General features: G+C 41.9%; 21 protein-coding genes. 1 reads left to right on the forward strand and 20 read right to left on the reverse strand.

Annotated features, from left to right (window positions below; genetic code table 11):
- Nucleotides 1-100: 100 nt before the first annotated feature.
- The 13 genes from ACFEL9_RS11485 to ACFEL9_RS11545 form a co-directional block, all read right to left on the reverse strand.
- Nucleotides 101-1168: a bile acid:sodium symporter family protein gene (locus ACFEL9_RS11485; protein ID WP_385890067.1), complete on the reverse strand. Its 1068-nt coding sequence runs from the start codon at nucleotides 1166-1168 to the stop codon at nucleotides 101-103.
- Between the two features lie 154 nt (nucleotides 1169-1322).
- Nucleotides 1323-2018, reverse strand: a complete 696-nt coding sequence (locus tag ACFEL9_RS11490; protein WP_385889830.1) for a carbohydrate-binding family 9-like protein — start codon at nucleotides 2016-2018, stop codon at nucleotides 1323-1325.
- Between the two features lie 6 nt (nucleotides 2019-2024).
- On the reverse strand, nucleotides 2025-3824 hold the full coding sequence (locus ACFEL9_RS11495; protein WP_385889833.1) for a PQQ-dependent sugar dehydrogenase: 1800 nt from the start codon (nucleotides 3822-3824) through the stop codon (nucleotides 2025-2027).
- Between the two features lie 5 nt (nucleotides 3825-3829).
- Nucleotides 3830-4300 (reverse strand): RidA family protein, encoded by a 471-nt coding sequence (locus tag ACFEL9_RS11500; RefSeq protein WP_385889835.1) that lies wholly within the window; start codon nucleotides 4298-4300, stop codon nucleotides 3830-3832.
- 96 nt (nucleotides 4301-4396) lie between these two features.
- Nucleotides 4397-5326, reverse strand: a complete 930-nt coding sequence (locus tag ACFEL9_RS11505) for an RraA family protein (protein ID WP_385889838.1) — start codon at nucleotides 5324-5326, stop codon at nucleotides 4397-4399.
- Nucleotides 5327-5425: 99 nt separating this feature from the next.
- Nucleotides 5426-6676, reverse strand: a complete 1251-nt coding sequence (locus tag ACFEL9_RS11510) for an amidohydrolase/deacetylase family metallohydrolase (protein WP_385889841.1) — start codon at nucleotides 6674-6676, stop codon at nucleotides 5426-5428.
- A gap of 90 nt (nucleotides 6677-6766) precedes the next feature.
- Complete coding sequence (locus ACFEL9_RS11515; protein ID WP_385889842.1) at nucleotides 6767-7984, reverse strand: aminotransferase class V-fold PLP-dependent enzyme; 1218 nt, start codon at nucleotides 7982-7984, stop codon at nucleotides 6767-6769.
- Nucleotides 7985-8139: 155 nt separating this feature from the next.
- The gene (locus tag ACFEL9_RS11520) at nucleotides 8140-8616 is read right to left on the reverse strand and encodes a RidA family protein (protein ID WP_385889844.1); all 477 of its coding nucleotides are present in this window, start codon (nucleotides 8614-8616) and stop codon (nucleotides 8140-8142) included.
- Between the two features lie 118 nt (nucleotides 8617-8734).
- The gene (locus ACFEL9_RS11525) at nucleotides 8735-10282 is read right to left on the reverse strand and encodes a SusD/RagB family nutrient-binding outer membrane lipoprotein (RefSeq protein ID WP_385889846.1); all 1548 of its coding nucleotides are present in this window, start codon (nucleotides 10280-10282) and stop codon (nucleotides 8735-8737) included.
- Between the two features lie 18 nt (nucleotides 10283-10300).
- Nucleotides 10301-13759, reverse strand: a complete 3459-nt coding sequence (locus ACFEL9_RS11530) for a SusC/RagA family TonB-linked outer membrane protein (protein ID WP_385889848.1) — start codon at nucleotides 13757-13759, stop codon at nucleotides 10301-10303.
- Nucleotides 13760-13795: 36 nt separating this feature from the next.
- Nucleotides 13796-14827: a FecR family protein gene (locus ACFEL9_RS11535; RefSeq protein WP_385889851.1), complete on the reverse strand. Its 1032-nt coding sequence runs from the start codon at nucleotides 14825-14827 to the stop codon at nucleotides 13796-13798.
- A gap of 42 nt (nucleotides 14828-14869) precedes the next feature.
- On the reverse strand, nucleotides 14870-15469 hold the full coding sequence (locus ACFEL9_RS11540; protein WP_385889853.1) for an RNA polymerase sigma factor: 600 nt from the start codon (nucleotides 15467-15469) through the stop codon (nucleotides 14870-14872).
- Nucleotides 15470-15632: 163 nt separating this feature from the next.
- Nucleotides 15633-16940, reverse strand: a complete 1308-nt coding sequence (locus ACFEL9_RS11545; protein WP_385889855.1) for a gluconate:H+ symporter — start codon at nucleotides 16938-16940, stop codon at nucleotides 15633-15635.
- A 245-nt stretch (nucleotides 16941-17185) separates the two neighbouring features.
- Between ACFEL9_RS11545 and ACFEL9_RS11550 the strand changes: the two genes are divergently transcribed.
- Nucleotides 17186-17647 carry a BP74-related protein gene (locus tag ACFEL9_RS11550; RefSeq protein ID WP_385889857.1) on the forward strand — a complete coding sequence of 154 codons (462 nt, stop codon included), beginning with the start codon at nucleotides 17186-17188 and terminating at the stop codon, nucleotides 17645-17647.
- Between the two features lies 1 nt (nucleotide 17648).
- Here ACFEL9_RS11550 and ACFEL9_RS11555 read toward each other — a convergent pair whose 3' ends face one another.
- The 7 genes from ACFEL9_RS11555 to ACFEL9_RS11585 all read right to left on the reverse strand — a co-directional run bounded on the left by ACFEL9_RS11555 (nucleotide 17649) and on the right by ACFEL9_RS11585 (nucleotide 26225).
- Nucleotides 17649-18098, reverse strand: coding sequence for a hypothetical protein (locus ACFEL9_RS11555; RefSeq protein WP_385889860.1), 450 nt, complete (start codon nucleotides 18096-18098; stop codon nucleotides 17649-17651).
- A 270-nt stretch (nucleotides 18099-18368) separates the two neighbouring features.
- Nucleotides 18369-18863: an SRPBCC family protein gene (locus tag ACFEL9_RS11560; RefSeq protein WP_385889863.1), complete on the reverse strand. Its 495-nt coding sequence runs from the start codon at nucleotides 18861-18863 to the stop codon at nucleotides 18369-18371.
- The gene (locus ACFEL9_RS11565) at nucleotides 18860-19180 is read right to left on the reverse strand and encodes an ArsR/SmtB family transcription factor (protein WP_385889866.1); all 321 of its coding nucleotides are present in this window, start codon (nucleotides 19178-19180) and stop codon (nucleotides 18860-18862) included. The genes ACFEL9_RS11560 and ACFEL9_RS11565 overlap by 4 nt, the downstream gene beginning before the upstream one ends.
- Nucleotides 19181-19937: 757 nt before the next feature.
- Entirely contained in the window at nucleotides 19938-20666 is a 729-nt protein-coding gene (locus tag ACFEL9_RS11570) for a hypothetical protein (protein ID WP_385889868.1), read from the reverse strand.
- A 114-nt stretch (nucleotides 20667-20780) separates the two neighbouring features.
- Nucleotides 20781-21416, reverse strand: coding sequence for an immunoglobulin-like domain-containing protein (locus ACFEL9_RS11575; RefSeq protein ID WP_385889871.1), 636 nt, complete (start codon nucleotides 21414-21416; stop codon nucleotides 20781-20783).
- A 25-nt stretch (nucleotides 21417-21441) separates the two neighbouring features.
- The gene (locus ACFEL9_RS11580) at nucleotides 21442-22941 is read right to left on the reverse strand and encodes a SusD/RagB family nutrient-binding outer membrane lipoprotein (RefSeq protein WP_385889872.1); all 1500 of its coding nucleotides are present in this window, start codon (nucleotides 22939-22941) and stop codon (nucleotides 21442-21444) included.
- A gap of 116 nt (nucleotides 22942-23057) precedes the next feature.
- Nucleotides 23058-26225 (reverse strand): SusC/RagA family TonB-linked outer membrane protein, encoded by a 3168-nt coding sequence (locus ACFEL9_RS11585; RefSeq protein ID WP_385889875.1) that lies wholly within the window; start codon nucleotides 26223-26225, stop codon nucleotides 23058-23060.
- Between the last annotated feature and the right edge of the window lie 85 nt (nucleotides 26226-26310).

Below are 26310 nucleotides of genomic sequence, written 5' to 3' on the forward strand. Positions count from 1 at the left end.
TTTGTTATTTAATTTTTTTTCGGATGTAAAAAGAGGGGTATAGAAATACCCCTTTCTGCTTAACATCTATGACTACATACGAAAAAAACGTTTGCCATTTTTATACTGCTTCTTTTAAAATGATTTTGTCTTCGTAAGCATCATTGTCCGGCGGGTGGCGGTGCCAGTATGATGCCAGTATGGAACCGGTAATATTCATCAATGGTCCAAAGATGGCAGGAGCTAATCCTATAGTGGCTGTTTTCCCCATCGCTTTGGCAAGGCCCGAAGCAAGGCCCCCGTTTTGCATGCCTACTTCAATGGCAATGGTTCGGGAATCACGTTCACTTAACCGGAACAGGCGGCCCACCCAGTAACCAAACAAATAGCCGGTTGTATTATGAATCAATGCACATACAATCAATGCAGGCCCTATCAGCACAAGACTGTTTTGCCCCGAAGCGATAATAAATACAATAATGAATGCAATGCCAAACATGGAAACAAGTGGCATTGCTTTATCAAGCCATCTTAGTTTGCCTTTAAAATATTTATTGAATATAAGTCCGGCGCTAATGGGGATCACTACCATTTTTATGATATCCCACATCATAGCCAATGCATTCACTTCAATGAACCGGCCACCTAGAAATTTCATCCATAAAGGAGTGATCACCGGTGATAATAAAGTAGCTATTGACGTGAGAGTGATGGATAAAGCTAAATTGGCATTAGCCAGGTATGACATGACGTTTGATGCCATACCACAAGGCATGCTTCCTATCAATACCACGCCGGCTGCTACTTCGGGTGGAAAATTAAATAATGATGCCAGCACAAAACCCATCAGTGGCATAAAGGTGAAATGACCGCAAAGGCCTATTAATACAGCTTTTGGCATTTTAATTACACCGGCAAAATCTTTTACGCCCATCTCTGTCCCCATCCCAAACATAATCAACTGTATCAGCGGCGTAATTAATGCAGTCAGTTTAAATCCGTTCCACTCCGTAAAATAAACAGGATAATAAAGAGCAGTAGTAACTGCCGCAAAAATCATAACGGTATAGGCAAAACCTTTTAGCAAAGCAAAGCCTCTGAAACCAACGGCTAATGCAATAAAAAAAGCAATCAGGAAAGGGCCGGACCAGGCAGTAGTACCATTTGCAATTAGTATCACAAATGTCATTAAACATGCGGCAGCAATGCACAAAGCAATCTTATAAATGGTTGTCGGGTTCAAAGTATTGTTTGTTTTTAATAAACTAGTAACATTTTGTCGATCAAATCATGACCACAATAGACAATAAGCAATTGGCAATTGTCCACTGCTTATTGCTCATCTACTCCAGTTTCAATGTCCCAAATGCTGAAGGAATATGAAAGTCGGGTTCAGCAGATTGCGGTTTTACCCAGCTGATCCATCTTAAATCGGCTTTACCATTATTTATATCTTTACACTCGGCCCTGAACAAACCAGCCTGCAGGCGATTGCCTTTCAGCAGTCCCAATTCTTTCAGTGATTGTATGCCGATGGCCGTTTCAACAATGTATCCATCCTGAGTACGCGATGTTTTTACAACAAGCTGTCCTTTTGGCCATTGCCAGTTATAATTCATTTTCCGGTAATATGCTGCGGAATAATCTAAAATCCTTCCTGAAGCATCCAGTTCAAGACAATAGTAGGGCGACATATTACCATCGGATTTTAAAAATATTTCCACCCGGTCCGATGCACCCGCCTCTGTCTTTTCATTTTTGTTTATGTATGTAATAACGGAATCATCTTTTACACGATACAGGCAGTATAGCCATTGTCCATCCCATACTGCTGCGAAAGAAGTAGCCGGTGCAGTTGCGTTTTCCCAGGGGTAAATAAAATTTGTAAGAACATCCGCACCGGCCCAGCCAACGGCATCTCCTTTACCATTTATGTTGATGGAACCGCGAGATATTTTTTTTACGGAATAAGTTTGCCCATTCAAACGGGCAGCGTTAAAAACGATAGATATAAACAATATGGCATTGAAAACTTTCATCCAATATCATTTCTTATCATTCGAAGCATTTCTCACTTTACTTACTTCAGCGGAAGTAATTGGAGTGTCCTCTTTATTAAATTTCTTTTTCACATAAGTTAAAATTGATGCAACCGCATGATCATCTAAAAAACTACCATGCGCAGGCATTACACCATTATAGGTTTTTCCGTTTACTTTAATCTCTCCCTGTAAACCGTGCAGAATAACTCCAATCAACCTTTCTTTATTTCCGGCTACCCAATCAGAACCTGCTAATGGTGGATAGCGATTATTATCACCTTTCCCATCCCGCTGATGACAGCTCGTGCAATAAGAATTATACAATATCAGGCCATTCATTTCGCCTCCTATACCCAGGTTATCCTTTACTTCATCCGGCGTTTTTATATAAGACCTGGATTTTCTTTTTTCCATTTCAGCCAACTGTGCATCGCCAAATTTATTTTTATCTCCTTTATACATTACACGCCAGATTTTTCCTTTATTGGATTCGGAAATATATAAAGAACCATCCGGTCCCGTAGCCAGGCCCATCGGCCTGTAAAGTGCATCACTCGTATTGACCACCGTGTCTATGCCGGTGAAACCATCAGCAAAAACTTCCCACTCGCCGGCAGGCGCACCATTCTCAAACGGAACGAAGCACACAATATACCCGGCTTGTGGATAGGGAGAACGATCCGTAGAACCATGAAATGCAACGAAGGCTCCTTTTTTATACCGTTCCGGAAATTGATTTCCCTGGTAGAATAATAAATCCATTGGGGCCCAATGCCCCGGGAAAGCCATTACAGGCAAATCAAATTTTGCGGCCCGGCCAACTATTTTACCATCGCCTCCATACCCTGGTTGTAAAATATTTTTTTTCTGCATCTGATCATAGTAAGAATATGGCCATCCAAAGTTTGAATGTTCGGTAACTTTTAATAAAGGTTCTGAAGGAAGCACAGCCGCCTGCCACGGCGAATAGATAGTTGGATACCTGGTATGAAAATTATCCATTCCATTCATTACTGCATACAAACTATTATCCATGGGATTCCATGCAATACCCAATACACTTCGGATACCGGTAGCATATTTATATCCGTCCTTTTGTGTTTGACCTTTTTTATCAGCATCAAACCTCCAGATGCCCGCATGCTTTTCAAGATCGGGTGCAGGATCTAATCCCTTACCACCCGGAATGCCTGCCGGGCCTGCTTTAGCGACGTCCTGTGCCGCATCGGTTGGCGCCCCAAAAGGAACATACATGTTACCAGCATTATCAAATGCAAAAGGTTTTGCTGTATGCCATTTTCTTCCCAGATTTTCATCATCATCAGTAAGAATGACTTCAGTTTTGCTTTCAGGAATTAATTCTCCGGGAGTTAGTTTGTTTCTGAAAACATTTTTTACAGTAGAGGTATACAGATAACCATCATGTACCATTATACCAACCGGTAAACCACCCTCATCTTTGTAATCACCAAAATAGGCGATAACATCAGCCTTGCCATCATTGTTGTTATCCCGAAGTCCAACGGTTCCTCCCGATCCATGCATGGCGTCATTAAAAGTTAACTTCACATATACATCACCATTGTCATTAACCGTAATATGCCTTGCTCTTCCTATACTATCTGCAACGACTACCGCTTCAAAATTTCCCGGCAGAATAAGACCCCCGTTGTCGGGGTCGCCTGCTGGTAAGCTTGCTACGGTTCCGGTACAACGGCTAAAGCCGGCGACTGTTGAAACAATTACTATTATTCTTATAAAAAGACGTGATATCAAAAAGAACGGAAGGAAAAACCTGGACATGACCTTCATTTATCTTTTATTGTAAAAGAAGTGGAGAGAGCAACACTAAAATTGCTGGGCAATTTGTCAACGCCAAATATCGCCCTGGTATGTTTTCCCTGATCTCCTAAAACTTTCAAAAACAAGTCAGATGCACCACTTGCTACACGAGGCCCATCGTCCCAGTCTTCGCTTGCCCGGTAATAGATGTCCGCATGGTTAAGCCCGATGATATTATCAAAGCCAACAAACTTATTTATCTGTTTTAAAACATTCATGGCGGCAAGTCTTGCAGCTTCGTAACCTTCTTCTGTTGTTACATTTTCTCCAAATCGCCCGGTAAAAAAGAACTTGCCATCTTTTATGGGGGACTGGATGGCAACATAAGCAATATTACCCCTGATGTTTACAGCAACATAAGATCCGCCTGGCTTTGGTAGGTTGTCAAACTCAATTCCTAATGCCTGTAGGTTGTTAAGTATTTTATTCTTTTCCATTTTTTTTAAATATTTCCTCGCAACAAATAATAAGCAATAGACAATAGGCAATTCGCAATAAGCAAGCAGTTTGCCGATTGTCTATTGTCTATTGAATTACCATGTTCTGTTTTTCATGTATTCATCTAACTGAGATCGTGTCATTGGCACTTCTTCAGGGTGTTTGTTGAGCCATTGCAAAAAATCTTCTTTTATTTTATCTGTCCATTGATTATCTATCTGCCCGGTTGTATATCGGCCTTCTTTCAACATGCTAATTCCAAACCTATCTTTTAGTATAATAAACTCTGCTGTTACGATTACCTTTTCAGCAAGGTGTGAAGGAATGAAAATGACACCTCCTTTTTTTGCAATAACAAGGTCACCTGGTAGTACAATGGCATGCCCGATGCGAACAGGAGTGTTGATACCCATTAAAACTTCATCCCTGAGGTAAGAAGGGTGCCAATCTCTTACATAAGCGTTAAAGCCTTTTATTTCCGACAGTCCTTCCAAATCACGGGCGGCAGCATCAAACACCACGCCATTACCAGTTTTGGCAAAAATAGAATTGCCGAGGTTGCTGCCTATCAGCGTGCCATTTGCAATCTTACCAAAGCCATCGGCCACATATACGTCGCCCTTTGTCAGCATATCAATCGGCCATGAATTGGTGTTGCCGCTACGTCCCTGCTTTTTGCCACGTTCCTTAATATTGTTTTCCAGGTCTGGCCGGCTGGGCATAAAACAGGCAGTGAATACACGGCCAACTACAGGTGTATCTTCATTTACCGTTTTCCAGTCTCCTTCATACTGGCAACTATATCCTTCATTATTTAAAATGGTCCAAGCATCTTCAATAGCAATTTCTTTCGCTCTTCTGACCAGATCATCCGGTATCTTAGGACGTCCATCCGCAAATCGTTCGCCCTTCCATTCAGCAGTCAAAAAAACCAATTCTTCTCTGGGAATTGTCTGCGCATGAAGCGGGCCGGAACAATTGCAAATCAGAAGCAATGCTGACGCTATAATAAGTGTATGTTTCATTTGTATGTAATTTGTTTGTGAATAATGAATACGAACGATGTAAGTTTACCCTTCCCCATTTCATTATTCAAAGCCCTTGTTTCAATATTCGATATTCTTTCAGTATCTGCTCTCCTTCACTACAACCGGTACAGCCTTACCATTCAAATCATAAACAATTTTTCCGCCTTTGATCGTCAATTCACATTCCAGTTTTTGTTTGCCTTCTATTTTATAGCCGGTATAATCGAAAAAACCAAACTTCCCTTCCCGCACAGAAAGAATAGCGATGTCTGCAATCGCCCCCACTGAAAGGTTTCCCAACTCTTCATGTTTGATTTCTCTTGCGGGGTTCCAGGTAACCGTTCTAATTACATCTTCTATCCTCATTCCAATTGCCATGAACTTTGACATGATGTTTAGGATATCTTTCATCGAATTGTTCATGCTTCCCGCATGTATATCGGTACTGATAGAATTTGGGTAAAAGCCGCTTTTAACAGCCGGTATCGCCTGCGAAAAAGCAAAGCTGATTTGTCCATATCCCACATCAAAAAAAATCCCTTTCTTTCGGGCTTCCCATACAAATGGTTTTACTTTTTTTGTATTTACATCTACTACTGGCTCCCGGTCTCTTAACTGCCCAAAGCAATGGGTGAAAATATCTCCGGGGCGAAGATGCTTCATGAACAATTCTTCAACAGGCAATGGAGGATTACTGCTGCCAAAATCGATCATCACCGGGATATCTGCCATGGTTCCGGCTTTCACAGCCTCGTCTACCGGCGTCCATTCATTGCCCGTAAAATGAGCTACCTTAACACCAACCACAACATCTTTATAACGACGTGCCGTCAGTGCCGTCATCTTACTATCCATGTCATTGGTATTTTGCTCATTGATTTCACCGCTCATGCCTTCTCCTACGATATTGAGCAATGCCAATACACGGGTTTTGGAGTTATCTATTATCTGCTGTTTAAAAAGGGGAAAATTGCGCCAACCGGAACAGCCCGCATCTACTACCGTTGTGACACCCGTTCTGAAAGTAAAACCATCCGGCAGAATAGATGATGTTCCATTACTGTACTTTCGATCGGGATTGATTCCATAAAAAACATGTACGTGAGCATCTATAAGTCCGGGGGCTACGTACATGCCTTTGGCATCAACAACCTGTGTGGCTTTAGCGGTATCGATATTTTTAGCGACGCTAATGATCTTCCCATCAGTAATAGCAATATCCATTACTGCATTGATGTCATTTTTAGGATCAATGAGATGCCCGCCCTTAATAACAATTGCATATTGCTGTGCTTTTGCGAAATGAAAGACAAGAATAAAAAAGAATAAAGCACTTGCTTTTTTCATGCATTAATGTTGATATTTTTTTCAGACTTGCTTGCCGGAATAAACAGGTGCTGATAAGAACACGGTAGCGTAGTGGCGCATAAAAACCAATTAAACGGAAGCCTGTGATAATTCTTCGGCAATCCTTGTTGCCACTATTTTCTCTTGCCCGGGTTTCAGCATCCACACTGTAACAGCAATACTTTTTTCCTGTACATTACCAATCTCAATGGAAGGGGAAGCATTGCGTAATTTTTGTTGTAACTCTTTGCCGGTAAGCTTTACTGTGCTATCATCCCAACTGATTTCCAATGTTGGAGTAGTATTGCCCAAAACAGGAACAGTTACTTTAGTTGCAACTCCATTCACAGCCTTAACACTATTTTCAATTTTGGCTGTAGCTGCTTCCCATTGTTTCCACTCTTTATCGTGGTCCTGGCTGATATATTTTTCCAGCGCTACATACATTCCTAATATTTCCTCCTTATTCACCTTCATACCACGGCCAATATTAAAACCGCGGGGAGGCATGTGTAAACGGGCAGCGGATACAATATCTTTTTTGCCCATCAAAAGTCCTGCGCTTTGTGGGCCACGCATAGCTTTACCGCCGGATATGGCTACAAAACTGAACCCCATATCGTTAAACTTCCAGAGATTGGATACAGGCGGTACATCCGCTGCTATATCAATAGAAGTTGGGATCCCATGTTTTTTTCCAATAGCTACCCATTCTTCATGCATTATTTTTCCTTTATCTGCTTCAATATTTAAAAAATGGAGTAATGCTGTTTTATCATTAATGGCTTTCTCCAACTCTTCCACTGTTTCTATATAAATTATTTTACAACCAGCATTCTTCAGCGCATGATTGTATACGATCTCATGTGCCTTTTGACAGATTACTTCCGATTTCATACCGGTAGCTTCCAGGTGGGGTAACTGTTCTATTTTCTTCTCATCCATCCCTGTTAAAATTCCCGCCAAACCCAACGTCATTGCGGAGAATGCGCCGGATGTAACAACAGCCGCTTCTGAATGAACCAATGCAGCGATCTTTTCGCCAACCTTATCCTGCAGTTCATCTAACATACAAAATTCCTTTGCGCCACTATTTATAGCGTCCAGCACATAATCATGCATTAATGAACCGGTCATCATAGTAAAGGTCCCGGCCGCATTAATAAAAGTACGTACACCCAACTCCTTGAAAAGGTTTCTCCCTGCAGGAGGCGGAGCGGGGGCTGCAGATACAGTTTGCTGCAATCCTGTCACTCCTGCAGCTAATGGAGTAAGTGATAAATATTTTAAAAGCTCCCTTCGTTGCATCTTGTATAAGTTTTTTGAAACGGTTATAGAGGTCAGAAATCAGAAGTCGGGGACATTTCGAAAGTCCGAAAACTAACCATCCTATCGGAGTGTTCTTTCTGACCTCTTACCTCATACTTCCGACTTCGGGCTTCATACTTCTGACATCGTTTTCATCAGGTATGTGCAATACAATCCATTTCTACCAAAGAGTCTCCCGGTACACCGCCTTTGGCAACGGCTACGGTAGTGCGTACAGGAGGTTTCTTTCCAAACCGGCCCTGGTACACTTCGTTCATTGCTTTATAATCCGCTATATCATTTAAAAACACAGTTACCTTAAGTACTTTTTCCATAGAAGACCCTGCCTTGATCAGTTCCTTTTCAAGTTCCTTCAGTACATGATCGGTATGAGCTTTTATATCGCCTTCAAAATGCGCCCCTTTGCCCGCTATAAAAACAAGCTGTTTGAATTTGGTAGAGCCGGAAAACAAAGGGATTTTTTCCTGGCCCGTTGTTGTTACATTAAATACTTCTTTCTCTTCTGTATCCTCACCTGTGTTTGTTGTGGCATTTGCCAAAGACCCTAGTCCCACAGTGGCGGCGACAGAAGCAAACAATTTTTTCAGCGCTGATCTTCTTTGTGTTTTCATGCTTATCTTTTTAAAAGTTATAAACTTTGCCATTCAAAATGTCTTGCCCTCCCCCGCCGGGAGAAGGGCAAGACATAAAGTAATTTGCTTGTTTTCGGAGATGCTATTTAGCATCAGGCTACTGTTTATCCCACCATACTCTTGTCATCAGGTCATCGGCACCCTGTCTGCTAACGGCTTCATTGTATGATGCCCTGTTCAAGGTTTGTTCGGATGTCGGATATAAAAGTCTTCTGAAAATTTTACCACCTGTAGCATTACCCGGATAGTTGTTAGGGACAAGTGCCGGATAACCCGTTCTGCGATAATTGGCATACACTTCCTGCGCGTCAGGGAAAATACCGACCCAAAACTGGTTATAGATCTGTTCCATTTGCTGGTCAACAGTGCCGCTGGTATTTAAAGCATGAGCAGCTACATAAGAATCAATCCTGCCGGCGTCTATTGTACCCGTGGTGCCGCTGATCAGATCCCACTGCTTCATAGCTGCCCTTATACCTTTTTCATATAAAGAGCCTGCAGTTTCCGCGGTGTACCAGTTTCTTAATGCCGCTTCAGCCAGTAAAAAATTAGTTTCTGCAGTAGTAAATAATAATAAAGGGGCGGACAGCTTCAAAACAGTATTTTGATTAGGCTCTGAAAATGAAACAAAATTGGATGGCTTTGTACCATTGATATTCGAAGGCATCCCTTTTTGAATACTTTCATCAGAATTCGCCACTCCGTTTACATATACCACTGATATAACTTTCAGCCTTGGATCATTATTTGCTTTGAGAGAGTCGATAAACACCTGCTGATATTTTCCTCCTTCATTATTACTTATTCCATCCGCCTTGATATAATTGTCATTGATCATTACTAACGCTATCGGGTTCTTGTTGATATCCTGGCCTGAACCTACATAACTCAATCTGGCGATATCCGCATAGTCTGTAATAACGCCGCCTGCTATAGCTTTGGCTACCCATGTTTGCGCTGCGGCGGCATCTGCTTTAGTCATCCGCATACCAAGACGCAACATCAAAGAGTAAGCAAATTTTTTCCATTGAGCGGTATTGCCATTATAAATCAGGTCAGCAGCACCAAATGTGCTTGTGTTGGCCGGATCCAAACTTTTTGCCGCTTCATCCAGTTCTTTCAGCATGTCTGCATAAATATCTTTTTGTGCATCATACGCCGGCTGATAGAGAGCCTCGTTATATCCTTGCCCTGCCTGCGTATAAGGAATATCTCCATATAAATCTGTAATACGGCTAAAACAAAATACTTTCCAGATACGGGCAACAGCGTATAGATTTACTTTAACCGGATCATCTTTCACCGCTTTGATCACTTCCCCTATTTCATTGATCTGGTTTGGAAATGCATTGTTAAAAATTCCCATAGTCAAATCCAGCCGCGCAGCTACATATTTAGAACCAAAACCTTCCACATCGTTGTAGCTTGTAGTGTATTGCATGGTGCCTAAAAGCAGCGTTTCAGTATTGCCGCTGAATCTTGCGCCATCATACAATGCTTTACTGAAAATATATTGCGGTGTCGGAGTTGAAACCGCATTAGGATTGGTATTAGTCTCTTTAAAATTTTTATCGCAGGATTGTATCAGCAGCATGCAAAGCGCTGCCGGTAAAAGCCAGGCATATTTTTGTTTAAGCAGTTTCATCATTGTCGGTTTTAAAGATTAAAATTTTAGCAGAAGATTTACGCCATAAGAACGGGTACGGGGCAAGCCAATAGATTCAATACCCTGGGCGGCGCCGTTGGTTAAACTTTGCTCCGGATCGAAGGTGTCTGTCTTTTTATAAAGCGTCAGCAGGTTGCGCCCAACCAACGCAATACTTGCAGATTGTACATCATTTTTTACGAACCCAATTTTGGAAACCGGGAGCCTGTAAGACAAGATCACCTGGCGCAATTTTACAAAGCTGGCATCATGCACAAACAATTCAGTGTACCTGTTCTGGCTATTATAATAAGCGGCACGAAGATTAGCTGCAGGAACTGTATAAGAATATTTATCCCCCGTTTTTGTTACACCTTCGAGAAGCAGGCCGTTTTCTCTTCCTGCTAATGTCGACTTCATCAAACCAAGACGGGTACCATATACTTCCATGACGGAGAAGATGCTGTTGCCAAATTTTCCGTCTACTAAAATATCCAATGAAAAGTTTTTATACCGAAACTCATTGGTAAAGCCCATCGTTAACGGAGGCACACCTTTGCCCAATTCCTGGTTATTATCAGTCTGCAGCGGGAGATTGGAATTGGTATCGAAAATAATGTTGCCGCCTGCATCTTTTAACTTTCTAAAACCGTAAATAGCGCCATAAGTACGACCTACCCTGTTGTTGATAAAAGCATTCCCATTAGCTGAATTTCCCAACGTAAACGTACTGATACCATCCGCCAGCTTTATCACTTCGCTTTTATTGTATGCAACATTGTAACTGGCAGTCCAACCGAAGTTTTTATTTTTAACCGGTATTACGTTCAGCAAAACTTCAATGCCTTTATTACTCAATTCACCGGAGTTTAAAATAGCATTTGTATATCCTGATGTATTGGAAATAGGAACGCTGACTATATCATCTGTTGATTTGCGATTATAAACGGCCAGGTCTATACCTAACCTGTTATTCATCATTTGTGCATTCAAACCAATCTCTGTTGTCGTGGAAGTAAATGGTTTCAGCTTAGCGTTGGTTATGGATGACGAAGTAACATTTTGCAGTGGCACTGAGCTGGCACTGGATACGCTGCTGTATGTAAGATTGATGGCATAGGGATCGGGACCGCCGCCGCCCACCTGCGCCCAAGAAGCTCTTAATTTAACAAGATTGAAGATATCAGGCAGTTTAATTGCATCTGATAAAATAAAACTGGTTCCAAAGCTGGGATAGAAAATTCTATTGCTTTCAGGACTGAGCGTAGAAAACCAATCCTGGCGGCCGGTAGCAGTTATAAAAAGTATGTTATTATAATCCAAATCAACTGATCCGAATACGGAATTGGTTGAAACGCGGTTATTAACCGGTATAACGGTAGAAGTCGAGAGATTAGAAAAGCTATAGAAATATGGAGTAGTGAATGATTGACCGGAAGAATTCAGCTCGTCTGTTTTAAACCTGCGGCTGTTGGCGCCTGCAAGAACAGAGAATCCTATTTTCTCATTCACCTTTCCTTTATAAGTGGCTGTCAGCATACTGTTGGTTTCCGATACATCTGACTTGATTCCTGCATATTCACCCTTAGGAACATATTGGGTACCGGTAGGTAAGACACTGGTGAAATTATAATTGTAAAAATCTCTTGTCACCGTTCCTTTCACTGTTAAATTCTTCAACACGTCATATGCAACAGATGCCTGGCCAATAAACCTGTTCTTAGTATCTTTTTGTTTGAATTTGTTTATGATAAAATAACTGTTGGTAACAATACCGGCATCATTCCATACAATCTCATCTCCATTGGCATCATAGCCGGGACTTAACCAGCGGACATCTACTGTATTGGCCACTTCATAAGGCGTCCAGTTAGGATTGCCCAACGCATCACCGGCAATAGGACGGTTCTGGCCTGTTTCCAAATTATATTGTATTACCGACTCAATTCTCAAGCGGCTGCTGAGTTTAGCGCCTAAATTCAGGTTAGCTGTCTTGCGATTGTATTTATTAGTAGGTAAAATACTTTTTGCATTCAAATCGGATAAGGATAAGCGATAAAGCAATGTTTCATTCCCTCCTGAAAAGGCAACCGTATTGGTAAACGTAGTACCTGTTTGATAAAAATGTTTAAGATTGTCTTTTTGAGCTGTATAAGGATGTGTCTTCCCATCTGCCGCCATGTAATCCGTGGAACCATCAATCTTTGCTCCGAAAGAGCGACGTCCTGTTGCCTGTGCTTCTTGCAGTGTTGTTGGTTTTACTCCCCCATCACCCTGTCCATATTCATATTGAAAGTCGGGAAACACAGAAACGTTCTCCATCGTCAAAGTAGAGTTGTATTCAACGCCGATTCCTTTTTGTGCTTTACCTTTTTTGGTAGTAATTAAGATCACACCATTGGCCCCTCTTGATCCGTACAGCGCTGCCGCAGTACCTCCTTTCAACACAGTGATAGATTCAATATCATCAGGATTGATAGCAGCAATACCATCGCCACGGTCAGTTCCGCCTGTAAGTCCAAATCCATTAGGCAACGAACTACCACCCGGTACACTGTTATCAATAGGCATACCATTGATCACATACAGCGGTTGGCTGTTGCCGGTAAGCGAACCATTGCCCCTGATGATCACGCGGCTTGAACCACCCGGCCCCGTTGATAACCCTGTAGCATTTACACCGGCTATTTTACCTGTCAGCGCATTGGCAATATTATTTTCTCTTGCCTGGGTAAATTCTTCACCTTTTACTTCTGTCACAGAATAGGTAAGTGATTTACTTGTTCTCCTGATTCCCAGAGCCGTAACCACCACTTCATCCAGGTTCCTGTTTGCTTCATCTAACTGTATCAGCAGTCCCTGCATTTGTTCCGTAACAGTGACCTCCTTGGCTGCATAGCCTACGGAAGATATAACAAGTACGATCGTTTTATCTTTATACTCATCCGGGAGACTGAGTTTAAAATTTCCGTTTTCATCTGATGTAGTAGCAATGGCGGGATTCCCTTTTATAGAAATAGTAGCCATGGGTAAGGTAACCCCGTCTTTTGAGGAAGTCACTTTACCCGTAACGGGTATTACATACGTAGCAGACACACCGTTGCTATTGCCCGAACTAACAATTTCAAACAGGGAGAACTGGTTGTTGCCTGTTTTTTTATAATTAAGCTGATAATTGGTTAACAATAGTTTTAAACCAGGCTCAACATCATAGGATTTTATTTCATTGATAAGAGAAACAGGAACGATTTTACCATCCAGCAAACCTTCACGGTAAGCAATTTTTATTTTATAGATTTTTTTTACTTCGTTAACAGCATCTTTCAATGAAATTGAATTAGGATGCTGATCAGGCGGTGAGTCGGAATCGGATCGTTTATAATTTAACCTGGCGAATTCCTGTGCAGCAGAATTGTAATAAATATTCATCCCGCAAAGAATAAAGAGTGGTATCAGCAATTTGGTTCTGGTACTCATAAATGCAGTTTATTTTTAGCAGTTATTGATACGATACTATTTTGAAATCGTTATATGCTTATTGGCGGTTTGTTCTATCGCTACGTCTAATGTAGTAGCCACTACATCCAACAGATCGGCTACATTGCTTACGGTTATATCCCCTTCTATTTTTAAACTGTACAGGGCTGTATCCTGCGCATTGACCGTGTAGCCAAACCTGTTTTCCAATGTCTCTGTTATCTCCCGTAGCGTAGCATCGGTAAATGAAATTTCATTCGCGTTGGTCCATGCAGTAACCTGTGCCGGTTTGGCTAGTTTTTTATTGACCAGTAATTCTTTGCCGGCATATTCCACATAGTCGCCCGGTGCCATGACCAGCGAATTATTTGTTTTGTTCACATAATCGATCCTGATCTTACCCGTAAGCAATGCCACATTAGTTTTGCCACTGCGGGCCTTCACATTGAAAGTGGTTCCGAGTACTTCTATATTCACATCGTCGCAGTGAACAATAAACCTGTCCGAAGGATTAATGTGCAGGGTGTCTTTATTAAGGTGTTTTATATCAAAATAACCTTCCCCGCTGATCCAAACTTCCCGCAGCATTTCATTATCCCAGCTGCTGCTATAGGATAGTGTAGTATTACCGTTTAATGTAACCTTTGAATGATCGGGCAGTGTTATAGTTTTTATTTCGCCTGCGGCTGTGGCGATGGTAACGGTTTTGTCAGCCTTATAATAATTAACAAGCCAAAGCGCCGCCGCCGCAACAATGAGAATGGCCGCTGCAACCCGAATGAAAACCGGCATCCGGAACACCTTCCTTTCTTCAACGTGGCTCACCGATTCGGAGATACGCTGCCAGACCAAATCTTTGTTTTGCCCGTTTCCCAAAAAAGCCTGCCTGCGGTAAATCTTTATCATTTCAGCCGCCTGCTCCACGGTCTCCCCTTTATGCGGGTTATTTTCTATGAACGATTGCCAGAATGAATCGGTGTTTACATTGGGATTGATCACCCATTGCACAAAAAAATCATCTTCAAGAAAATCCTTTAATTGAAATTCAGCGTAATTAACAGGGCTCATTAAACAGGTATTTTCTACCTATTACACCCGGAGTGGTAAAAATTATCCCTTCGATGCAGAAAAAAATTTCAGGCAAAGCAAAATCGAAAGTGATGAGGGGGCGCCTAATGTGGCTTGCAACCGTTCCAGCGCCTTGTATAAAAGCTTATAGGATGAATTGACACTGATAGACATCACATCGGCGATCTCTTCATAAGAAAGCCCTTCATAAAACCGCAGGTAAATTATTTCCTGTTGCCGGGGCGGCAGGGCCTGGATAAATGTTTTGATCTTAGCCTGCAGCTCAATATGCTCAATGCGTTTCAGCGCCTCGTTATCGTATACTATTGTAAATGAAACCGGGTACTCCTGGCCGTCTATATCAGTGTATTTTTCTTCGCTTTTCATTTTGCGCAACAGGATATTGCGCAGTGATTTAAACAGGTAATTTTTGACCGAAGCAGGTATGCTTAAACGTTCCCGGCTTGTCCATAATCTTACAAACAGGTCATGAACTGCATCCTCTATCAATTCCCTTTCGCTAGTAAACCTGTAACCGTAATTATTTAATAAACTGAAATAAGAGTCGTAGAGACGGCCATAAGCGTCCCAGTCGCCCGTTTTAAAAGAACGCCACAATAACAGATCGCCTTCATTTCTCATTACAGTGAATAAGCAGGTTTTAACCAGAGTCTGAAATAAAGATAGCTATTCCGCTTGTTTTTTAACAGCAACTTTTTTTTGAATGTTAAAAACTAACAGTCATAAATATTTAAACAGCACCACTCTGTTCCTTATTGCTCAGCATTGAATGACAGGATGAAATCTAAATAAAAATGTCAAGAAGCAATACGCCAAGCAGCCCCAAAACAGAGACAATTGTTTCCATGACGGACCATGAACGGATGGTATCTTTTATACTTAGATTAAAATATTCTTTGAAAAGCCAGAAGCCTGCATCGTTGACATGGGAAAACATCAGGCTGCCTGCACCGATGGATAACACCATTAAGCTGGGACTTGTATTTGTATCCTTTACTAATTGTTCTACAATACCGGCAGCCGTAATACCCGCAACAGTTGCAGATCCAACAGCAACGCGGATCAACGCTGCAATGAGCCAGCCAAGTACCAATGGAGATATTGAACTGCCGCTAAGCAATCCTGCAATTTCATTCGCCACTTTGCTGTCAACGAGTACTTGTTTGAAAATACCGGCGCCGGCAATGATGAGAAGGATCAGCGCAATATCCTTAACCGAATCGCTGTATATATCCATTATAGCTTGCATACTCTTGCCACGCCCGATGCCTAAAGAAAATGTGGCTACAATCAAAGCAATCAGCATTACAATAGGCGCACGGGAAAAGAAAAAAATCACATCACCATCTTGCGAACCGGCGATCATAGGAAGCAGGGTCATGACTGCAAACAGAATTACCGGAAGCAGTGCAGTGAAAAAACTATTGAAAACTCCGGGAAGCTCTTCCGTTTTCAGATCTGGAGGCTTGAATGTTTCAAGAGGTTTTGAATGAATGTTTTTAAGTGTTCTGGAAAATAGTGGACCAGCAACAATGATTGCCGGAATCGCAATGACGATTCCGTATAGCATCGTTTCTCCCAGGTCAGCTTTGAATTGTCCAACAAGCGTTGCCGGGGAAGGATGCGGCGGCAAAAAGCCATGTGCTACAGACAATGCAGCAAGCAATGATATGCTGGTGGCAACAGCGGGAAGCTTATATTGATAGACGATTGAAAAGATCAGGGGAATCATTAAAACAAAACCGGTATTATAAAACAGCGGTATGCCAATGATAAGACCAATCAGCGCCAAAGCCCAGTGAATATTTTTCAATCCTATTGCTTTCATGATCGTGGTGGCGATTTGCCGGGCGGCTCCACTTGCTGCTATCAGTTTGCCAAGCATGGCTCCAATAACGATGATGATAAGCGTATCGGCAAGAATAGCTCCTATTCCAGTTTCTACGGATTTGGTTATGCCGGTGAGAGGGATGCCGAGGCAAAGTCCTGCAATAACACAAACTACAAGAAAAGCAAGAAAGGGATTTACTTTGAAAACAGCGATAAGAACTACCAATGCAACCAGTGCAAGGAGAACGATGAATAAAGTCATTGAACGAATGGATTGAAGCCAAAAAGATAAAGAATAATCCTCTATCAATGATCTCTGTGATTACAATAAATTTTTTCACTGGCCTGCATTTAATAAACATCTCAGCCTGTTCGGAAAAATGTTTTGAGCCGGGAGCAAAAGATTGACCACCTGCAACAATGGATCTTCCCTCTGTGTTTTTTTGCTGAAACAACCCTGCAACGTATTTCCTGCAACAGTTGTCATTCCTTTTTTAATCGCTTGTTATGAACAAAATGTATTTCTTAGCGGCCCTCCTGCTGACAGTGTTACTAATTATCTCCTGCAAAAAGGAAAAAGAAAACAACGACGACAGCTACACCTATTACCTGGTTGGCTTTGATAGCGACAATGCCAACTGGCGGGACACTGGTTTTGTTGTCCGCACCAAAAATCAACAATTAATTCTACAGGCCGATGCCCAATTGGACCTGCCTGTGAGTGAAAGACAAATTGTTTTTGGGAACCTTGTCTCTGGCGACGGAGGCTTTAACAAAAATGCATCGCATTCTTTCAAATGGCATTTTAACGAAACCGACTGGAGCCTTGTAGATATTACCGCTGAGATCTATGATGGAAAGCCCTTTACCGATGTAGATTCCGATATCAATTACTGGTTAAATACCATGAAGCGATTTGGCGCCTGGAGCTCTTATATCAAAAAGAAATTGCCGGGCAGACCGCAATAATTTAGTTGAAACTGTCAAAAAACCTTCGTGGTCCTCCTTTGAAGTCCCACATAGTTGTCGGCTGTGGATTATCAGACATCCAGTTGTCGGGCTGATTAATGTCAAATATCCATTCATATTTATGTGTCCCGACAAGTTCCGTATCCAGATGAATTGTTGCGCTTGACCAATATAGTTGTTTTAGTATTGCTTCAAATTTGTCGAGCCATTCACTCCATTCGTGTTCAACTGACTTATAAGAAGCCCCAAACGCAATTACTTGGTCACGATACATCTTGTCATTGTCAGGGTCTGGAACTAAAAACATTTTTCTTGTTATCCAAGGAAATATCTCGTCATTGCCTGGCAGTGTTTCAATTATTCTTTTGTTCAGGCGTTGCAGTTTGTGATAGTCCTCACTTCTCCAAGCCTCGCCAATAATGTGTCCATAAACGATGGAAATGTGTCCCATAAATTTTATGTATCTGGCCTCTCTACAATTTTTGAAAGTGTCACGATATGCTTGCAGCCAACACGTAAATCTATAACACTCCAACAAGCAATTCAAGAAAAATGCATATTTGATTCTCAAATTTCTAGTCTTCGCCATCCGAAAGTTATCGGATTAATAGTTATTGTACCAATCCACCATTCGTCGCCTTTTCAATTGTCAGGCTCAGAAAATAAATAACCCCACAGGAACGATCAATCGCCCTCTGCAGGGTTATCATTTATACAATAACTATTTCGCCAACAACTCATCAAGGTTACCCAGGGCTGCTGTAAATCCTTCTTCAAAGCCAAGCTCAAGAATCTTTTCAAGACCGGCTTCAGTATCAAAGCTGATCTCCACCTTTACCGTTGTTCCATCAGCGGTTTTGCTGAACACATTTGTCCAGTACATCGCCGGGAAATTAGTATCTACTTTTCCGCTCTCATCACAAAAATTGTCGACAGCTGAAAAACTATCCGGTGCATCAATTTTTTTGAAATCAGCCCGGCACCAGGAACCGGTACCATCCGGCCCGACCATCTGGTACAACCAAAAACCACCTTCCTTAAAATCCATTGTTTTTGTTTGCGCCTTCCACGGTTTCGGCGCCCACCACTGATCAAGCAATGCGCTTTCGGTCCAGGCTCTCCACACCTGGTCAAGCGGCGCATCAAATTCCCTGACAACAATAAGTTTCTTGTTGGCCAAATCTTTGGTCAATACAGTTTCTTTGTTGATGATCATGATTTTTTATTTTTAAGGTTCTTTAATACATCATCCAACTGATTGAAACGGGTATCCCACAGGCTGCGAAAACGTTCCAGCCATTTATCTACCTCTTTCATTTTTTTGGCATTTAAATGATAATAAATTTCCCTGCCGGAATATTCCTGCTTTACCAGGTCACATTCGGTCAACACTTTAATATGTTTGGATATCGCCTGCCGGCTGCAATCAAAATGCTCTGCCAACGCATTGGGTGTCATGGCATGGAACGCAACAAGTACCAGAATGGCCCGGCGGGTAGGATCTGCGATGCCCTGGAATGGATCTCTTTTCATACTAACGAAAATTTAATAAGCAACCATCTGGTTGCAAATGTAAGTGCAATCATTTGGTTGCACAATTTTATTTATGCACACTTTTTGGGGAGAGTGCCCTCAGGGTCTAGACAACTAGCTTTCTGAGAATGGAGAACTATCAAAAGGGTGCGGAGCTAATTATTCAAACAAAAATATTGAGCTGCGTTTCTGCATTATTGAAACCCAATTGTTGGCTACAGTTTTTTGTCAAGAAAGCTCTTCTGAAACTTCTATTTTCGCTTGTTTCAAATACATACCATCTCTCAACTATGATGATAGCGTTTCAGGACTAGTTTCCTTCGCCGGCGATACATTATATGACAACGAAAAATAATAACCTAATAAAAAGTACTATTATGCTATAATTTGAAAGCTTAATTGATCTGAATAAATTTTTTTCAAAAAATGTAACGAACAATGGTTTGGAGATTACTTAATCCCTTATTTTTATAAAACAAAAAGCAGGTCGGCTAGACAACCACCTGCTTGGTCTTTTGGACCGTTCACATGAGAAAACTCTTTATGTCGGACCGCCTCACATCATGAGGCGGTTTTTTATTTTATCAATGTAAAATTAATACTCTGGTATTCGACTCCTGGGGTTTGATTTACTCAACCATGAAATTATATCGCTGAAAAACAAATTACTTCGGATCATTTTTCACCCGGGTAAAAAAGAAAAGGTTATTCCATTTCCGAAATAACCTTTTCTTTTAATGCATTTAATCACCAGAGGCTAGCCGCTAATGTGGTCATAATATTCGAGCAGCTTTACCAGGTCGGCATCTACAGTCAGCTTTAATTTATTAGCCTCCGCCATTTTAGTCAATTCCTTCCTTTTATCACCTAAAATATTCAGAATAGAATCGCCCTTCTTTTTCATTTTTTCCATTTTACCACCGGCTGTGAGAATATAATAGGCTGGCCGGTCTTCATACACTTTGACTTTTACACCCGGTGTAGACGTCAGTTCTTCGGTTATTATTTTTTTGCGTTTCAGCAACAGCTTTGTTTTACCATCATATAATACCTGGTAGAATGATTTTTCCGTCATACCGGGAACAGGAGTATAACCTGACCGAAATAACACATTTCCGCCAGGATCCTGGTTGTAAATTAAAAACTCCTGAACATCGATATTAAACTGGTATTCCTGTTCGTCAACCTTTACCACCAGCAAATCAGTATAAAGATTGTATTTGATCAATACACTATCGATTTTCTCTTTCGTTTTTAATAATACACTCCCTTTTTCCCATTCGTCATATAAAAAGGGTTGCCCTTTAACATCCGCATTTTTTTCGTTGATATAGGAACCGTCATTATATTTTAACCCCGTTCCCGCGAGCCCGCCCTGGTTTACATTTACTCCCCTGATTGGCGTAAGTCTGGGTATATTGGAAGAGTTCTGCGAAAAAACCAGCAGAGACAAAAAAAGGGTTATACAAAAGAAATAGAATTTCATCTGATAAAATGAAAGTTTTACCATAGACTTTTCATCGCTGTAATTTAAAAGGCTTAGAACGTCATCGTGATCCGGAATAAATCTCCGATACGTTTTAAGCCTTTAAGAAAAAAATTATTTTACAAATGTTCTCACGCCTGTTCCATAACCTGCGTTTTGCACCCGCCAGGTAGCGCCGGAAGCTGTAAAATTAATTTCGATCACGCCAAAAGGTCCATCAGGCGTTGGCTGAGGTGGACAAACAAAAACATTTGGCTCGACCTCTACAAAATATACAACGATATTAGTACCAACGCCGGCCCCGCCCGGATTTTGAACCTTGTAAAGTCCATCTGTTATTTTAGTAACTATACAGTCAACACCCGTTGCCGTACGAGTATAAACACCCGACCGATCCGGAGTGCCTGTTACATTGGTTACCGCTACTATCCTTGCTGCATTCGCTTCAAATCCGTTAGCATTCGCCGCTGAGTAATTTACCACGTATAAACCGGGTTCCGCGGTATTGACGTCGTTGCTGCTGGGTTGTATATCTGAAACGGCGCCGGAGATATCATCAGTAAGTTTTGCGCCTGCATCGGTATAGCTAGCTCCTATTGCCAGCTTCACTACCGGGTCACCATTCAGCGCAATAGTAGGGAAACTCACTTTTACTTCTTTGGAAACATGTTCAGTCTCCTTCTCACAGGATGTAATAATGAGCAAACTCATGATCCCGGTTAGCCAAAATCTATTTTTGAATTTCATCATTTAAAAATTTTAATAGTTCAGTTAATCAATTTTGCCCGGTTGTATTTACATCCCACCACATTTTGTCGGTAACTGTTTTTTGAGCAGGTGTATTTGGATTAGCTGTCACTTCAGAATCAGGATACAACAAGCGGGTTGGAAATTTATTTCCAATAATGGTGGTTTCCGAAACAGTAAAGATATCCGGATACCCGGTTCTTCTCCATTCGGTCCATGCTTCTATGTTTTGCGTTCCGCACATGCTTACCCATTTTTGGGTAATGATTGCTTTTAATTTCTGCTCGGTTGTTCCTGCTGCCGGGAAGGTTACACCTGGTTGAGCTTTGTAAGTATTGAACTGTGCTGAAGTAAAACCCCAATAAAGAAATGATAATTCAATAGCATCAGAATACAATTGCCCGGCATCTCCTGTTCCCCACCCCCTAACGGCCGCTTCTGCCTGAAGAAAATAACTTTCTGCTTCGCTCATAAAAATAACCGGGGCTTCACCACCAACGCCTGAAGCCGGGGCGCCGCCTACTGCAGGGCCCGGTTTGGAAAATTGCCTGTCATCCAATGTGGCCGGGTTGGGAAGAATTCTTCCTTTTCCCTGTGGAATGCCCACATGCGTTCCGGCGCCTGCACCCAGTGTGGCTGTGCGATAAAACTTATCGACACGGGGGTCATCCAATCCCAACATATAACCCAGGGCTGTTTGGCTGGCCAGTATGTTGAACTCACCTACTGAATTGATATGTGCAAACAACGGATGCTGATTAAATGTTGCAGTAGTGAAATTCACCTGCGCAGTTTCTTCAAAATCCAGGAATTCCGCACCGGCTGCATATAACGCCTTCACACCCGCTTCAGCTACTGCAGGTCTTACGTAAGCCTGTCGCAGGTATATCTTCAATTTAAGAGTATTGGCAAATTTCCTCCACAAATGCATATCGCCATGGTAAAAAAGATCATCTGCTCCCGGGTGAACATTGCTGTTCTCATCCAGCAAGGCCAAACCTTCATCTGCTAATGTGATCAGGCCATCATAAATTTCCTGTTGTGAATTAAACTTTGGATTCAGATTGCCCGCTCCCTGCAATGCTTCAGCAAAAGGAACATCGCCCTGCATATCGGTTACATACTGGAACAAATAAGCCTGCATGATCTTTGCAATCGCAGCGTAATTGTTATTACCTGTTTTCTGACCCTCCTCTACAATGTATTTAAGATCATTCAACGGACCTGCGTATACATCGATCCATTGACGGTCAAAGTCACCACTGTTTATTGAATATTGGTCGTAATTGGAAAACTGGTTGCCGGTTGGGCCTTGTGTCCAGTATTGTGCCCAGAACCCGCCCAGTATCTGGTAAGGATTGCCGAGATCATAAGCTGCATAAACCAGGGCTGTTGGCAACACAAGATCTACAGATGCAGTTGTTGGATTATTGGGATCAACATTAACCTCGAGAAAATTCTTTTTACAGGAGCTTGTCACTAACAACCCCGCTCCAAAAAATAGTGTTACTATATTCTTTGCTTTCATGTGTTAATTTTTATTGTTTTCGCCACATGGAATTCGCCATAAAATTTTCATCGGTAGTTTGATATAATTTACCTCGAAAATTTATGGCTCATTTCATAATAATTTTTTTTCGTTTTTTAGAATACCACTCTGACATTAACTCCATAGTTGCGGATGGAAGGGATAGTACCATATTCATACCCCTGCAGGTTACCTGTTCCGAATGAACTCGCTTCAGGATCAGAATAGGTATTTTCATCAGGGGTCCACAACCAAAGGTTCCGCCCCGAGAAACCTACCGTTATGCCGTTGATCTTTGTTTTTCTGAACCACTCTCTTGGCAGACGATAAGACAAAGACGCTTCACGCAGTTTGATAAAGCTGGCATCTACTAACTGCTCCATCGCAGTAGGTGAGCTGAAGGCATACCAATAGATATCCGCATTCTGTACGGGAGTAGTGTTGGGCACAAATTTTCCATCCGATGTTTGTACTACACTACCTGGTATAACAAAAGGATCACGATCATTATACGTTGTTCTGGGATCTGTACCTAAGAACTCCTGCAATGATTTGGTTCTTGAATAAAAAACACCTCCTTTGCGGGCATCGAATAAGAAGGAAAGACTAAATCCTTTATAAGAAAAACTATTATTCAATCCAGCCAAAAAGTCCGGTTGAACATTTCCGTGAATTCTTGCCTGTGGTTCAGTAACTGGATAACCAGTAGCCGGGTCAACAACGATAGCTCCTTCCGGGCTTCTGAGGAAACCAGCGCCGAAGAAAGAACCATAAGGCTGACCTACTTCAGCCACTAACGCACCCCCGGCAAAACCACCAATAGCCAATTGTGTAGTACCCGGGAAAAGCTCTGCCACCTTGTTTTTATTCTTCGTGAATGTACCAGTCACTTCCCAGGAGAAGTCACGGCCACGTACCGGTGTGCCTCTTAACAGCAATTCAATTCCTTTATTGGTGATCAACCCTGCATTCAAAGTAATAGTGGTGAACCCTGTAGAGGCTGCCGTTGGAACCGTTATAATTTGATCTTTACTGCGGTTGGAATAAACGGTTCCTTCAAAATTCAAACGATTATTAAACAATCCAAATTCTAAACCCAATTCATAAGAAGTCGTGATCTCTGGTTTCAGATTCGGATTTCCAATATTGCCGCTTTGTGTAAAACCAGCAATCCCATTCAGCGGAAGATCAACCTGCGAGTTTTGCTGACCATCTGTAATGCTACCGGTAAGGAAGACTGATTGCAGCAAGTAAGGGGCAGCATCATTTCCTACCTGCGCCGCACTGGCTCTTAGTTTAGCATAGGAAATTGCTTTTGGCATGTTGAATGCCTCGCTTATTATAAAGGATGAGTTTACACTGGGATAGAAGAAATTATTTTTGCTTTTCGGCAAGGTTGATGACCAGTCATTCCTGCCGGTTAAACCGAGGAATAAAAAGTTTTTATAGCCAAAATTGATGTCAGTGTATAGTCCATGAAGACGTCGCTTAGTGTTGGAGTTGGACGTTTTAGGAGGTTGAGCCGAGTTAGCCAAATTGTAATAGAAAGGAATGGTTAACGAGTTGATCTCGCTAAACTGTATTCCCGTTGTTCTTTGGCGAACATTGTGACCGACCAGCACACTTAATGAAAGATCGTCCGTTAAGTTTCTTTTTGCAGTAGCAATCAGGTCTGTTGTGAGTTCACGAATGTTCAACTGCGCCTCAGCATAGTGTCCATCGAATTTCCGGCCTGCGTTCTGGCCATTTGGATCAGGCGTACGTTTGGATTCAATTTGTATTCTTTTATCGTTTGATACATCGGTACCGATGCGGAAACTCACATCCAGCCACGATAAAGGTTTGTAGCCAACCTGCAGGTTGCCCAGGATTCTGTCGACAACTGAAGTATAAGAATCTTCACCCAACAAATACCAGGGATTTACGGTGTAGGCGCCGTAATAACCATTGAGGTCATTATACTTGTTTTTGTAATCTTTCAATTCCAGCAAGGATATATCCCTGGGTGTTTGTAGTACCTGGTCATAAGGAGAATTTCCCTGTCCCTGTATAGACAGATCACCTCTCGACCGGATATAGTTCATCGTGGCCGACGTATAAATCTTATCGGTAACATCGGCGGTACCCGAAAGTTTCACGGATGTCCTTTTGTATTCCGTTCCGGGCATCACACCTTGTTGGTCAACGTTGTTGAGAGATAAGTAATAACTGTTCCTGTCATTGTTTTGAGAGAATGACACATTATTTGTGAACACACTACCCAGATCAAAAAATTCTTTTACGTTATCAGGCAGCGCCACATAAGGTTTTACACGCTGCGAATCTCCGATCTGTTGCCCCCAGGGCCGAACCTTACCATCGAACTTTGGTCCCCAACTAAAATTTTCTCTTGAATCAGGGAGCTTCTGACCGCCTTGTCCAAACTCGTTTTGGTACTCAGGCAAGCGCAAAATAGATTCCAGGTTATAGGAGCTGCTGACAATAATCTCTGAACGTTTCCCCTTTAAGCTTTTACCTGTTTTGGTAGTGATGATCAACGCTCCGTTGGCGGCTCGTGTTCCGTACAAAGCCGCCGCAGCGGGTCCTTTCAGCAGTGTCACAGATTCCACATCTTCAGGGTTGATATCATTGCCCCGGTTACCGGCATCTACCTGGTTATTTAACCCTTGTCCATTTACATTCCCGGCAACACCGGGATCACCTGCTTCGATATTGGAATTGTCGATCGGAATACCATCCACTACAATAAGCGCCTGGTTATTGCCGGTTAATGAAGTACCACCTCGAAATACAATACGGGTGGAACTGCCCACACCGCCTGAAGAACTGGTAATTTGCACACCCGCTACTTTACCCTGAAGCGAATTCAGTACGCTTCTGTCTTTTCCTTTTGTAAGATCTGCATTGTTAATAGTGGTTGTTGCATAGCCAAGGCTTTTCGCTTCTCTTTTAACGGCGGCTGCGGTTACAATTACTTCATTTAGTTGCCTGGCGTCCTCTTCCAGTGCAACATCAAAACTGCCACTTGCAGATAACTTGCTTTCAATAGGCTTATATCCAACGTATGAAAAAACAATCTTTGCATTCGCAGGTACGTTTTGCAAAGTAAAATTTCCACTCACGTCAGTTTGAGTGGCAGCATTTCCATCTTTGACCATTACTGAAACCCCGGCTAAAGGGGCCCCATCTTTTTTGTCTGTAACCTTGCCGGTAATATTCCTTTGCGCTATGGCAGCAGAATACCCCAGCAAAATAATTGCAGTTAGAAACAACAATTTCTTCATAAAAATAATTTTGACGTGATTGTTACTCAAATGATATTACGCATGTTAGTTTGAGAAAAACTTAACAACAAGGCAACAATTTCAG

The organism is Terrimonas alba (assembly GCF_042434975.1).
Classification (GTDB): Bacteria; Bacteroidota; Bacteroidia; order Chitinophagales; family Chitinophagaceae; genus Terrimonas_B; species Terrimonas_B alba.